Annotated in this window: 8 protein-coding genes and 1 tRNA gene; 2 read left to right on the plus strand and 7 right to left on the minus strand. The window is 68.0% G+C overall.

Features of this window, described 5'->3' with window-relative positions; translation table 11 throughout:
• From QN345_RS08525 to QN345_RS08535, 3 genes are all read right to left on the minus strand, one after another.
• Positions 1 to 987, minus strand: a 987-nt coding sequence (locus QN345_RS08525) for a hypothetical protein (protein WP_323508570.1), incomplete at its 3' end; no start/stop codon positions are given.
• A gap of 3 nt (positions 988 to 990) precedes the next feature.
• The gene (locus QN345_RS08530; protein ID WP_322187877.1) at positions 991 to 4,467 is read right to left on the minus strand and encodes a hypothetical protein; all 3,477 of its coding nucleotides are present in this window, start codon (positions 4,465 to 4,467) and stop codon (positions 991 to 993) included.
• 4 nt (positions 4,468 to 4,471) lie between these two features.
• The gene (locus tag QN345_RS08535; protein WP_322140871.1) at positions 4,472 to 7,561 is read right to left on the minus strand and encodes a DUF6603 domain-containing protein; all 3,090 of its coding nucleotides are present in this window, start codon (positions 7,559 to 7,561) and stop codon (positions 4,472 to 4,474) included.
• A gap of 308 nt (positions 7,562 to 7,869) precedes the next feature.
• Between QN345_RS08535 and QN345_RS08540 the strand changes: the two genes are divergently transcribed.
• A complete protein-coding gene (locus QN345_RS08540; RefSeq protein ID WP_134447403.1) occupies positions 7,870 to 8,658 on the plus strand; it encodes a ParA family protein in 789 nt (262 codons plus the stop codon).
• Between the two features lie 91 nt (positions 8,659 to 8,749).
• On the opposite strand, the gene QN345_RS08545 is transcribed toward QN345_RS08540, so the two are convergent.
• The 4 genes from QN345_RS08545 to QN345_RS08560 form a co-directional block, all read right to left on the minus strand.
• Positions 8,750 to 9,748: a DUF5684 domain-containing protein gene (locus QN345_RS08545; RefSeq protein ID WP_166787300.1), complete on the minus strand. Its 999-nt coding sequence runs from the start codon at positions 9,746 to 9,748 to the stop codon at positions 8,750 to 8,752.
• 172 nt (positions 9,749 to 9,920) lie between these two features.
• Positions 9,921 to 9,992, minus strand: a tRNA-Gln gene (locus QN345_RS08550).
• Positions 9,993 to 10,111: 119 nt separating this feature from the next.
• Entirely contained in the window at positions 10,112 to 11,662 is a 1,551-nt protein-coding gene (gltX, locus tag QN345_RS08555) for a glutamate--tRNA ligase (protein WP_323508571.1), read from the minus strand.
• 80 nt (positions 11,663 to 11,742) lie between these two features.
• The gene (locus QN345_RS08560) at positions 11,743 to 12,675 is read right to left on the minus strand and encodes a LysR family transcriptional regulator (protein WP_322140873.1); all 933 of its coding nucleotides are present in this window, start codon (positions 12,673 to 12,675) and stop codon (positions 11,743 to 11,745) included.
• An 80-nt stretch (positions 12,676 to 12,755) separates the two neighbouring features.
• On the opposite strand from QN345_RS08560, the gene QN345_RS08565 reads away from it, so the two are divergent.
• Entirely contained in the window at positions 12,756 to 13,862 is a 1,107-nt protein-coding gene (locus QN345_RS08565; RefSeq protein ID WP_322187882.1) for an aminotransferase class V-fold PLP-dependent enzyme, read from the plus strand.
• The last annotated feature ends 77 nt before the right edge of the window (positions 13,863 to 13,939 follow it).

Here is a 13,939-nt window from a genome sequence, read left to right on the forward strand (position 1 = left end):
GTTCAGCGACGGCGTGCGCGATTCCACTGGCGGGGCGCCGGCGCTCGCGGCCGGACGATAGGGCGAGCGTTCGGCATCCGCATTGTTGGTGGCGGTTCCGGCGGCCAACAGGGAGACGCCGTCGCTGAACCGGTGACTGGTGAGGAGGTCGACGAAGTCGGCGGCGTTGGCCTCCTCAGAGACCGAGTTGCGCGTTCCGACCACCACGATGCGGTCGATGAGCGTGGTGCCGCCGGGCAGCTGCACCTCCACCCCCAGGCCCGCCTTCTTGGCCGCCTCGAAGTCAACTGTCCACTCCGAGCCGGCCGGCACGGTGAGGCCGGCTACCTGGCTCAGCTCGTCGTCGCCGAACGCGATCGGCGAGAGCGGCACGTCGGTCGCCACCGGCGAACCGGTCACCGTGATCGGTGCTGCTCCGTTCGGAAACACCCGCACCACGAACTGGTCGGGAAGGCAGCGGGCCACGGTGCCGTGGGCCACCTCCTCCGGTGATGCAGGGAAGATCGGGGCGCCCTGTCCTCGGGTGGCGAGGTTGGTGGGCGTCGTGACTTCGGCCACCCACCCGGCACGGCGTTCTCCCACGGCCGCGCTGAGTGCGGGCCAGGCGACCGCATCGGCGACGTCGGTCCAGACGGCCGACCAGTACGCCGCTCCGGCGGCGACCTCGGCATCCGTCACCGAGCGCAGCAGGCTGTCGATGTGCGCCTCGTCGGGCGAGATGCGCACCCGAAGCGTCGAAGTGCCCGGAGTCAGCTTGCTCTCGATGCGGACGGGTAGCAGCACCAGCGGAACCTCGGGAGACGCATCACACGGGTCGAGGCGGTCCCGCAACCCGCCGATGATCTCGCGCAGGTCGTCGTCGAGCGCGAGGATCTCGCCGCGCCGAACGTGGTCGGCCGGCCGCCGGATGAGCGTTCGGCGCTTCTCGGCAAGGGTGGCGATGCGCTCGCGAACTCTGGCCAGGACGGCTGGGGTCTCGACGGGCATGGTCTACGCCTCTCTCACGATGAGGTCCGTCGCCTGGAATGCGACCCGCACCGGACGGTGCAGGTGCTTCTCGGCATAGGCGGCGGAATGCGGTGCTGTGTCGGTGAGGTGCTTCTGGTCGGCCGGCAGCTGGGCGTCGGCCGGCCGCTGGAATCGGGTGGCGCTGGGATGCTCGGCGATGGTGATCCACCACTGCTCCCCGTCGAGCTCGTCGACGGAGAGGTCGACGCCCACGAGCGCGATGTCGGGATCGAGCACCTCGGAGAAGAGCACGGGGGCGGTCTGCTGCGGAGAGCCGACCTTCTCAAAAACCGGATCGCGCACAGTGCCCTGGTTCTTCACCGCCTGGATGATGAGATCAGGGAAACGCCGCACAAGCTCGCTCTTGACCACGATCACGGCACGGCCGTCGCCACCGCCGAGGGAGATCTGCGCCGCGAGAGGCGTCGCCGGGAACAGGTGGATGGGTGTCGCCAGCTCGTCGGCTGTCGGGTTCCAGAAACGGTGGAAGTAGGTGCCGCGCTGGTCGGTCGGGTAGCCCCGCCAGAGCAGCTCCCGGCCCATTTCGTCGCTCAGGCCGACGAAGAACGCCGCCATGAACTCACTGTTGGTGGAGAGTACAGTGACGAAGTCGCTTGCCGGCAGAAGGCCGAGCCCGGGGACGAGCCACTCACGGTCGTACTCCTCGAGTGCGCGGTACATCGGCCGGTCGAAACGCGGCGCCGCCATGATCGGTGCGATACGCGGCTGGGCGAACCAGCGATCCGCGAGGCCAACGCTGAGGTGAAGTCTCCCGGCGAGGGAGGAGCGCACGGTGTGCCGGGGATCGATCTCCCCGATGATGGCGGCGGATGCGACGGCCAGGGCGTCGCGGTGCGGCACGGCATCGATCGTGAGCAGGGCCCCGGGATCGATGAGCGACGTCATCTCGGCGCGCAGCACGTCGAGCGGAAGCTCGTTGATGCGATCAAGGGCGGGGGTGAGCTTCACCTCGGCCAGGTCTGCGAACTGGGCCAGTCCGGCATCGAGTTCGGCCACGTCCCTCATGTCGCCGAGTTTCTTGAGGTGCTGCGCGTCGATGACCCTGAGGCCGCGTCCGCCGATGAGCACGTGGCCTTCGACCGGGACGCGACGGAAGTCGCCGCCGCCGAGGGGAACCCGCACCGCGCCACCGCCCTGCCGGAGGCGGCCCACCGCGCCGCCGATGGGTGATCTCCTGATGATCGGCGCGCGCGGGTTCAACGGTGCGACGATTGGGCCGACCTCGAACGGGTGCAGGTCGACAGGGTGTACGTCAACGGGGTGTACGTCAACGGGGTGCACGTCGACCGGGTGCAGGTCGACAGGGTGTACGTCAACGGGGTGCACGTCAACGGGGTGCACGTCGACCGGGTGCACGTCGACGATGCCGAGGTCGACCAGCACCCGGTCGTTCAGCTTCACGGCCGTACCTTTCAGGCGTTCGCGCAGCGGGCTGGCGATCGTCGCCTTCGAGAGCGAGAGCTCGGCGGCGAGCGGGCCGATGCGCTGGGCACGGATGGACTCGATCGCGGGAACGGATGTCGAGCGCAGCAGCCGCTCGCTCCACCTTGTGGCGAGGTCCGCGCGCAGGTCGAAGCCGGTGTCGACGGCCTTCCAGCGGCTCGGCTCGGTGAGGTAGGTGGCGAAGCCGCCCGTACCCTCGACGCGTGCGTTCGCCTCCTTCAACAGTCCGCCGATGGTGTCGATCGGAGCGCCGATCGCCGCACTGACGAGCTGCAGGTCGAGGTGGGCGACGACATCGGCCGTGAGCCGCCCGATGCCCTCGGGGTTCGCGTATACCCGGGTGAAGTCCCGGAGCCCCGCGTCCGTTCCCACGACGTTGCCCGCGCGTTCGCGGGAGGCGGCATCCGTTCTCCTGATCATCGGTCCGGCCGGGCGGGTGACCCGCCGAAAGGCGCTCGTCGTCGCTGCGACCGGGGTCGAGCTCAGGACCACATCGGCGAACAGCGTGCTGCCCGCAGCGACCGAGATCCGGGTGGCGAGAGGAGCGGCGACCTGCAGCAGGTGCCCGGCCTGCAGCTCACTGATCCTGCCGTGGAGCCTGGTGGCGAGCAGTTCTGCCAGCTGTGCCAGGCGGATGGCGCGATTCGCCGCCTCCACCTCCCCGAGCTGGGCCCACGCCGACTGCATCAGACGCTCCTGGTCCCTCTGTACCACCCGGGTTCCAAGCCCGCCCACGATGCGCTTCACCGGAGCGAGGTTCAGCTCGGCGAACCAGTCGGAGCCCTCGATGACGGCACTCCCGCGATGCAGCTTGGCGTAGATGCGCGGGCCGATGATGGGCAGGTCGGGCACGCCATCCGTCTGCTCCTGCGTGCCCTCGATGGCGGCAGGCAGATCGAGTTCGGCGCGCAGGCCGTCGACCATTTCGGCGGGCCAGACCGCCGTCTCCGCGATCTGCTGCTCAGGAGTTGACGGCGCGCTCGGCGAGAACAGGGCACAACGCAGCACCTGCTTGCGCCCGACCTCGTCGGCACCGAGGGCCCGCAGTGGCTTGCCCGGCTGCGACGTGTCGATGAACTTGCGCCCGACCTCGTAGGGTGCGGCGATCCCCTGCAGCTTGATCGCGAGCGAGCGGAAGTCGCCGTCGGGATCGGTGCGGAACTCCCAGCTGTCGTAGACCGGGAGTCGCACCGGGTCTGGTGAGGAACTGGTCCAGGCCGGGTCGAGGGTGCCGCCCGCGAGGCCGAGACCTCCGCGCACGCCCACGTCGGTCGTCGGCACGAGGGCCGCGATGTAGTCGGTGTCCTGTTTCAGGATGCGCGGTGAGATGACCCGGGACAGGTTGACGGGAGCGTGCGCTGGTGAGAACCGGGCGGAGAGGTCCTGCCCTGTCGTCGTGGCCGGTACCTGGGCATGCGCCCACAGGTCGGCGCGAGTGAGCGTCGGCAATTGCGCGAGCGCCACCTGGAACACGGGGAGCAGTGTCCTGGACGCCGGCTCGCGCATGACCGTCGAACGCTCGAGCACGACGAGAGTAAGCCAGGGACGCATGACCGGAGCCTGCTGTGCGGCGCTGAACGCCCACGGCAGCTCGGGGCGATCGAATTCGATGTGGGCCAGCACCGTCTCCTCGGCTGTGCGAACGCCCGGGGCGGGGAAGCGCCGCACGATCTGCGCCGGGTCGATGCCGCGCACGTCGCCCGGACCGTACAGGGTCACCGAGAGGTCTGCGGATGCCGATCCCCCGGCGCTGTCGGTCAGGGGAACCTTCACCTCGGAGCTGGAACGCACCTTGCCGGGGGGCGGAGCGCTCGCCGCTGCGGAGAGGCCGCCGACGACCGTCGACGCGAACTCGAGCGACTCGATCGCAACGGCGCTCTCATCGAAGTCGTCCTCAGGAGCGATCGCCAGGGCGAAGGCGTCGCGCACCACATGAGTGGCCGTGCGGTCGAGCGGCGCGACGACGCTCGCTGCGATGGCATCCAGGTCGGCCATCAGGTCACCCCTTCACGATCATGCGCGTCGCAGTTGCGGCGCTCTCGGTGTTGATTGCCGCTGTCACGAGCGCGGCCTGCGTGGCGCTCAGTTCTCCGAGGCCGGCGAGCAGCGCCGCACCGGTGGCGGCATCCGCGATCCTCGACGAGCCCTTGTCGGAGACCGTGACACCGGCGTTCGGCGGAGCCGGCTGCGTGTACGGATTGCCGACCTCGCGCACAGCCCTGCCCACGTTGGTCTTCGTGGCATAGGAGTTCGCGATGGTGGCGAACGTCCCCGTGAACTCGATCATCGCCGATGGCTCGTCGGGATTGCGCACGTAGGTCTGGTACGCCACGGTCGCCGACGTCGGGGTTCCGACCTTCGGGGTGGTCGCCGCGGCGATGCGGCATCCGCCGGTCATGTCCTCGAAGCCCGAGCGGGCGAGCAGGGACTCGCCCTCGAGCGCGAAGAACTGCCCGGGGGCGAATGCCGTCCTGAGCTCGCTGACGGCGCCGACGAGCCCGGAGTCTGGGGTCGCCGTCGGAGTGCCGATGGTCACCATGTCGGCCTTCACCGATGCCGAGCCGATGCGCGCGATCTTGACGCCCAACGGCACCTGGGTCTGCGACACCTCGACTCCGGCCAGCGGATGCCCGATTCGGCCCTCGACGTCGTCGACCTCGGCCAGGGTGACGAGTTGCGCGGCGTGGTCGGGCAACTGTACTTTCCAGGCGTCGGGCTCGTTCATCGCCGCTGCGGCGATCTGGAGGGCATCGACCGTGGCGATGAGCGGCGGCGGCTTCTCACCCCACTCGACGGGACCGAGATCCTCATCGAAGGTGGGGAGGAACCAGACGTCGACCTTGATGTGCCCAGCCAGGCGGAACGGTTTGGTCCCCTCGAGCGAGCCGCGGAAGACGATGGAGCAGAGCGTGAAGCCGAGCAGCTCAACCTCGACGCCCACCTCGATGGTGATCTTGAAGGCGAAGCGCGGCGCCCAGATGAAGATCATGTCGAGCGTGAGCCAGGCCTTCGCCACGATGACGGAGAAGTCGGCGTTGAGGCGCCCATCGACGCCGAGCATGACCGAGCCCGCCGTGATGGCGAAATACGCCTTGATGACAAAACTGATCGCCTTGGACGGCGAAAGGTCGATGGTGACCCTGTCCATGTCACCGAGCTTCGGCTTGCCGCCCGTCAGCTTCTCGTACTCGGGGTGAAAGCCGCCGACCGAGAACTCGAACGCTCCGTTGCCCGACCACTGGATGTAGAGGCCGAGGTCACCCGAGATCTTGATGCCGGCCACGGTGGAGTCGCGCATGCTCGCGAACAGCAGCAGGTAGTCGGGGGTGATCGCCACGAAGACGTCGGCGCGGATGTCGGTGATCGGCGCCTCCTTTGTCGGCACTCGCACCCGCAGGGAGCCGAGAATGACGATCATCGGATCGGGAAGCGCGAGCACCACGCCGAGCTTCATCTCCACGAACTTCGCCTGCGAACCCCAGCCGAGTTCGACGATCGGGCCGAAGACGAAGCCGCCGTCCTTCGGCGGGAACACGTGCGCCACCTTCTCGAGCAGCTTGGGCGCCTCGGCGACGGGGTTGTCGGGGAACAACATCTTGTCGAGGATGTGCTCCTTCATCCCGGAGCGGAGCTCTTCGAGGTCGAGACCGCGGTTGAGCGCCAGGATGCCACCGATGCCGTTCAGAGTGAATCCCATGCTGAGGTCGATCGCCACGGGGAAACGCACGCCGATGACGAGCACGATGGAGAACGGGTCCGGCGAGAGGATGACTATGGCCGACAGGCCGAACTTGAGGATCTGAAGCTGGACGACCCCGCCGAACTCGACCCGCTTCACGTCCTGCCCGCCGACCTTGTAGGTGCGCTCGACGCGTTGGATGAACCCGCCTCCCGTGACGGGGCCTGCCTTCACTCGCAAGCCGATCGCATCCGGCCAGCGAGGCGAGACGGGGAGGTTGAAGACGGCCTGCTGCTCGGCCTCACCCTCGGGTGTCACCACGAAACCGGAGCCGACGACCTGCAGCCCGATGACATCCCCCAGCTTCGCGGCGATCGACGTGGTGAGTTCGAATCCGGTGACCTCCCGAGCCGGGTTGCGCACGAGCCCGAACGCCACCTCGCGCAGTTCGACCCCCGGGAACGAGAAACGCGTGGGCAGAACCGCCTTCTCATTACCGCGGCCGTCACCGATGTAGAACCCCTGTCCGGTGTCGAGCGAGACCGTCGTGAGGGTCGTGGCCTTCGGGTCTTCGGAGCCCGGCATGACCTTCGCCAGCAGGGGGTCGCTCGTGAGGCCGGGCTGCAGGATCGTGCGGAAGCGCAGACCGAGGATCGCCACATCGCCGATGAACCACTTGCCGTCGCGCTCCAGCAGGCTGGTCTTCTCCTCGGCCGTCGGGTTCGCGATCTCGCGGTCGCTGAACTGCAGGAACGCCTCGAACGTGACCTGGTCGAGCGTCATCGCGCCCAGCTTCACCTGGCCGGAGCGGAGGAATGTGGCAGCCAGGAGGAACTTTCCGTCGGTGCGGTCGAGGGCGAGGTTGTCGCCGAGCTTCTTCACCAGGTCATCGACGCCGAGCACGTTCTTCCCGAAGCTGTTCAGAAGCTTGCCGGAACCGGCGCCGAGATTCTTGAACGGTTGCGCCCACGGGTTCCAGAGATCCATCAGGCCGGAACGGATGGTCTCGTCGACGGTGCCGTCCGCCTTCTTGGCCAGCTCCTTGGCGACGATGTTGAACGCCTCGTCCATCGCGGCGAGGGCCATGCCGATGCGCACAGCGACCCTCGCGGCGGTATCGACGTTGAAGTCGTCCTTGTCGATGTCATCTGCCGACTCCTTCACCATCTTGGCGATGAGCTCGGTCTGCTTCTTGATCTTCTCGGCAATCGGTTCCACCAGGGCGACGGCGGCCTTGATGTCGGCCTTGAGCTTCTCGAAGGTCGGCTTGACGTCGCCGACGGCGCCGAAGGTGACGATCGACTCGAGGAACGGCACCGTGTCCTTGAAGGACGTGCCGCTCATGGCGCCGAGGCGTGAATTGGCGAAAGCTTCGATCCCGTTGAGGAATCCGGTTCCGATGTCGGTCATCGTGTCCCACTTTGTGTTCAGGAGCAGCGCTGGCCTGCAGTCCTGGCTTCGTGCGTCCGTCCGCAGTGCTGCGGACGTTTCGGCTCCGGGCGCGGAACGACGAGTGTGCAGACTCGAAGCGCGAGCGGAGGACGCCCGAACACAGCGGGCATCGCGAGAATTCAGTTGTTCCGGGGGTGGTCAAGTGGCGCGACGTTGCGGGAGCTGAGAACTGATCTGGGCAAGAGCATAGACCCGGGGCAGGGCGGGCGTCTAGAGCACCGTCCCTCCTCACGTCAGCACGAATGGCAACGTCGTACTATCGGAGAATGAAGGTCATCGCGGTCTACAGCACCAAGGGTGGGGTCGGCAAGACAACGACGGCCGTGAACCTCGCATGGGAAGCATCCCGGAACTCGCGTGTTCTGCTCTGGGACCTCGACCCGCAGGGAGCCGCGACCTTCGTTCTCAACGTCAAGCCCAAGGTCAAGGGCGGCGTGAACTCGCTCGTCACGGGCAGGACAGATGCAACGGCATCCGTTCGGGCCACGGCATACGAGCGACTCGACGTGCTGCCCGCCGATGACAGCTACCGTGACCTCGACCTCGTGCTCGACGCCGCGAAGAAATCGACACATCGTCTCGGGCGCATACTCGAGTCGGTCGCCAGAGAATATGACGTCGTCGTGCTCGACTGCCCTCCGGGATCGTCCCTCGTCGCAGAGAACGCCCTCCGCGCAGCCGATGTCGTGGTCGTTCCGCTGATTCCGTCCCCGCTCTCCCTGCGGTCGCTCGACCAGGTGGTCTCGATCGTCACGGAGTCCGCGAAGTCCACACCCATCCTGGCGTTCCTTACGATGGTCGATCGGCGCAAGACCGGGCACCGAGTCGCAGCCGAATCATTGCACGGCGCCCGACCGGAGGTGCTTGCGATCAGCGTGCCCGCGACCGTCGTGGTCGAACGGATGGGTGCCGAACGAGCCCCGGTCGCAGCCTTCGCCCCGAACACGACTGCCGCCCGCGCCTACAAGGACCTCTGGACCGCAGTCGCCGCAGCGGTGCATCTCACGAAGCCGGCCACAAAGCCCACGAAGAAGAGCCACCCCAAGGCCCATTGACACGCGACCCTGCCGGGAGGCTGTATTCGACCGCTATCCCGTGGTCTGGCGCTCTGGCCGCAGGAAACGGGTCTGCAGGGATGCCCAGGGGCTAGAACTGGGCCGGTCGAGAGGCCGAGCCATAGCCTTCGAGGGGAGGCGGGTAGCCGTGCATCGCGAGCAGCTCCGGCGCGTACTGCTCGTCACGGCCGCCAAGGATGATCGCCCAGACGAACGGCAGGAACATGCCGAGCACGAGCATCCCGGAGTCTTTTCGGAACGCGATCCCAATGCGGTACATGCCGATGTAGACGAACACGGAGGAAACCACATTGCCGCCGGGCACAAGCCCCAGCCACACCCAATTGCCGCTCTGACCGCCGAGCCGCAGCAGCGTCCACGTCTGCAGGAAGGGAACCCACGCCTTCCAGGAGGGTATTCCCGTCTTGCGGAACAGTGTCGCGAGCGACGCAGCAAGGAGGAGGTAGCCCGCGAGGAACGACACGAACACGATTCCCGCGGTCGCGGTGAGGACCACGCCCAGTGCCGGTGTGAGAGCGCCCAGATCGAAGCGGCTGAAAGGCCCCTGGCTCGCGAGCGTGGCCAGCGGCGCCGAGAGCGCGCGATCGTTCGCATCGATCGCGAGACAGGCGACAAACCGGTCTCCGACGGCCCACTCCTCCTCCGTCGGATTGAACCAGATGTACGTCAGCCAGCTGGGCACGCCGGAATCGAAAGCTGCACCGCAGCGAGATTCACCGACCGAATTCAGCTGAGCCGTCGACGGGTAGTCGCCGGCAGGGAAGGTGAACGTGTTGTACACCTCGCTGCCGTGCGGGGAACCGCAGTCAAGGATGTCGACCGTGTCGTAGACGACTGTATTCGCGGAGATGTCCGTGCACTGTCCTGGCGTGAGCTGGCTGAACGGTTCCGTGTCGACGACCAGAGAACCGTGTAGATCGGGAGCACCGGGCGCCCCGCTGCCCCCTGCAGATGACTGCGGCCACGCGCATCCCGAAAGGGCCAGAAGCGCGAGCACACCGATCATCCCGCCGAGGACTGCTCGTCGTGCCACAAGTGCGGGCCGCAGCGGGCCGGAGCGTGTCGTCATCGACATGATCCTATGGGCGCGACGAACAATGATCCGGGCACCGATTGTCCGGCGTGTCGCCGAGCCCAGACTGGCGAGAGGTTGTGGCACCCACAGCGGCACTTGTGGCGAAAAAACCTGTGCCTGGAAACAAAAGAACCCCTGGTTTCCGCGGAAACTCAGGGGTTTTAAGCTGGGGTACCTGGACTCGAACCAAGAACAACTGAACCAGAATCAGTCGTGTTGCCAATTACACCATACCCCATTGGCCGTTGGCCTCTCCGAAGATCGGCCGACTCGTAACTCTAACCCACAGAGCGGATGCTGGCCAAACTGAGCGCCACATCGGCGGGTTGCGAGCCCCGAATCATCGGTTCACGCCCGTCAGCTCGCGACCACCGGCGAGCTCGCCGCGTCAGCGGCCACGACCGCAGAGAGCACTCCGAGCCGCGCGAGCGACTCGCCTCGGCCGAGGATCTCCATCGACTCGAACAGCGGCGGCGACACCTTCCGGCCCGAGATCGCGACGCGCAACGGCCCGAACGCGACCCGCGGCTTGAGCCCGAGCCCCTCGATGAGCGCAGCGGTGAGCGCCTCGTGCACCCGGTCGTGGGTCCACTCGGCCTCGGGAATGCTCTCGAGGGTCGTGACGGACGCCGCGAGGATCTCGGCGGCATTCTTCGGGAGGCTCGCGAGGGCATCCGCCTCGTGCACGAGCGCGTCGCTCGTGACGAACAGGAACCCGAGCATGCCCGGCGCCTCGCCGAGCAGCGCGATGCGCTCCTGGATCAGCGGCGCCGCGGCCGTGAGCACGGCCTGGCGGGCGTCGCCCAGCGGCAGGTCGACGACTCCGGCGGAGACGAGGTAGGGCACGATACGCGCGGCGAAGTCAGCTGACTCGAGCAGGCGGATGTGGTCACCGTTGATCGACTCGGCCTTCTTGAGGTCGAAGCGCGCCGGGTTCGGGTTGACGTTCTCCACGTCGAAGGCGGCGACGAGCTCGTCGACGCTGAAGACGTCCTGGTCCTTGGAGAGTGACCAGCCGAGCAGTGAGAGGTAGTTGAGCAGCCCCTCGGGGATGAAGCCGCGCTCGCGGTGCAGGAACAGGTTCGACTCGGGGTCGCGCTTGGAGAGCTTCTTGTTCTTGTCGCCCATCACGTAGGGCAGGTGGCCGAAGCGCGGCACGAAGGTCGTCAGGCCGATCTCGATCAGCGCGTGGTACAGCGCGATCTGGCGGGGCGTCGAGGACAGCAGGTCCTCGCCGCGCAGCACGTGGGTGACGCCCATCAACGCGTCGTCGACCGGGTTGACGAAGGGGTAGAGCGGATGCCCGTTGGGGCGCACCACGACGAAGTCGCTGAACGAGCCGGCCGGGAAGGTGATCTCGCCGCGGACGAGGTCGTCGAAGCTGATGTCGGTGTCCGGAACCTTGAGCCGCAGCGCGGGGGCGCGGCCCTCGGCACGGTAGGCGGCGCGCTGCTCCTCGGTGAGGTCGCGCTCGAAGTTGTCGTAGCCCTGCTTGGGGTCGCGGCCGAGGGAGACGTTGCGCGCCTCGATCTCCTCGCCGGTCGCGAAGCTCTCGTAAATGTGGCCAGAGGCCTTGAGCTGCTCGACGACGTCCCGGTAGATGTCGTAGCGCTCGGACTGGCGGTACGGCCCGTGCGGTCCCCCGGCGTCGACGCCCTCGTCCCAGTCGAGCTTCAGCCAGCGCAGCGCGTCCTTGAGCTGCAGGTAGCTTTCCTCGCTGTCGCGGGCGGGGTCGGTGTCCTCGATCCGGAAGATGAAGGTGCCGCCGGTGTGCCGCGCGTAGGCCCAGTTGAACATGGCCGTGCGAACGAGACCCACGTGCGGGGTTCCGGTCGGTGAGGGGCAGAACCGTACGCGAACATCCGTGCCGGTCGCGGTGGAAAATGGGTACACAGTGGTCTCAGACATCGGTATCGAGTCTACTTGGCGCGTCGATCACGCGGTGGGTGCACGCGGGGACAGGTGCGTGCCTGCGTGCGTGCGGGGCACTATCGGGCGGATACGGTGAGCGATGCGAGTGCGCGGAGGGTCTCCCCCAGCGCCGGCACGCCAATGGCCCCGTCAGCGGTGACGGCATGGAGCGTGCGATACTCTCCCGGCCGGGTCGGACGGATCAGCACTCCCGACCGAGCGCCGACGGAGTCGATCGCGAGCGTCGGCAGCACGGCGACGCCGATGCCGGCGCCGACCATGCCGAAGACCGCGGCGACATTGTCGGTCTCGTAGGAGATGTCCGGAACGAACCCGCGCCGTTCGCAGAGCTCGAGCAGGTGCCCGCGGCAGCGCGGGCAGCCGCCGATCCAGCGCTCGCCCGCGAGATCGCCGAGGTCGATCGACTCCGCATCGCCGAACCGGTGGCCGGCCGGAACCACGAGCAGCACCTCGTCCCGTCCGAGCGTCGTGACCGAGAGCCCCTCCGCACTGTCCCGGTGCGGGTCGACGAGGTCGCCGGGGTAGCTGAACGTGATCGCGAGGTCGACGCGGTTCTCGCGCACGAGGGCGACGGCCTCGGGTGGTTCGGCTTCGACATAGGTGATCGACAGCCCCGGATGCCGCCTCCCCAGGTCGGCGAGCAGGCGCGGCACGATCGTCGCGGACGCAGAGGGAAAGGCCGCAACCCGCACCCGGCCGGCCCGGAGACCCTGGAGTTCGGCGAGGTCACCTGCGGCGGCGTTGAGGGCTCCAGTCACGGTACGGGCGTGCCGGGCGAGCAACCGGCCGGCCTCGGTGAGACGCACACCCCGGCCGACCCGCTCCACCAGGGCGAGTCCCACCCGCAGCTCGAGGCGCTTGAGTTGCTGGCTGACCGCGGGCTGGCTGTAGCCGAGGGCGCGGGCCGCTGCCGTGATCGAACCGTGCTCGGCGAGAGCCTGAACGATGCGCAGCGAATGGGAGTCGAGGGCGGAATCGGCGAGAGGCATCCTCAAGGATAACGCTGGGTTATGGTTTCTATCACTCACTGGCGATTGTCGAATGAGTGCGAGCGGCGGATGCTGGAGGAATGACCAGCCCAGCCTCCCCCGACACGACCCGCTCGCGAATCGACGGTCCGCCACTGGGCATCCCCGCAGCCCGGGCGCAGTTCCCCGGCGGGCGCGGGTACCTCGCCGCCTGCACGCTCGGGCTGCCGACGGCCGGAACGGTCGCGGCCCTTCGCGCAGACCTCGACGCCTGGGCGAGCGGCTCTGCCTCGGCCGCAGGGTACGCCGCGCTCGTCGAACGGGTGCGTGCCGTCTACGCGCGGCTCGTGATGGTACCGGTGCGCCGGGTGGCAATCGGTTCCCAGGCTTCCGTGCTCGCGGGCCTCGTGGCCGCGAGCGTTCCGGACGGGGCGGAGGTGCTCTGCGTCCACGGCGACTTCAGCTCGATGGTCTTCCCGTTCCTGAACCAGGCCCACCGCGGCGTCACTGTGCGACACGTTCCGCTCGCGCACCTGGCCGAGAGCATCACGGGTAACACCTGGTTGGTCTCCTGGTCACTCGTCCAGTCCGCGACGGGCACTGTCGCCGAGACGACGGCGATCATCGCCGCTGCGCGCCGTCACGGGACCTTCACCCTGTGCGACACCTCACAGGCAGCCGGGTGGATGCCTGTGGACGCCTCGGTCTTCGACGCCACGATCTGCCACGCGTACAAGTGGTTGTGCGCGCCGCGCGGCGTGGCTTTCCTCACGATTGCCGAGGGGTTCGGCTCCGTCGTGCGCCCGGCCCAGGCCGGCTGGTACGCCGGCGAGGACGTCTGGGGCTCCTGTTACGGGCCGGGAATGCGGCTCGCGGCCGACGCCCGTCGTTTCGACGTGTCGCCGGCGTGGCAAACCTGGGTCGGTGCGGAACCCGCCCTCGAGTTCTTCGGCACACTCGACCTGGCCGAGGTGCGACGGTACGACGTGGGCCTCGCCGACGCCTTCCGCGCCGGACTCGGCATCGACCCGACCGAACAGACCGGCCAGGCCACCGTGACGTGGGCGGATGCCGCGGGCACCGACCTCGCGCGCCTCACGGCGGCCGGACTCACGGCATCCGGTCGGGCGGGCCGCGCTCGCGTGGCCTTCCACCTCTGGAACGATGCCGACGACGTTCAGGACGCGCTCCGCGCCCTCGGCCGCTGACGCCGCAGCCGCTGACAACGCGACCGCCGGCACCGCGTGAGGTGTCGCAGATCGAGGTTCGCGGGCCTCCGGAACCT

It is taken from the genome of Cryobacterium sp. 10I1 (assembly GCF_035019805.1).
GTDB lineage: Bacteria > Actinomycetota > Actinomycetes > Actinomycetales > Microbacteriaceae > Cryobacterium > Cryobacterium glucosi.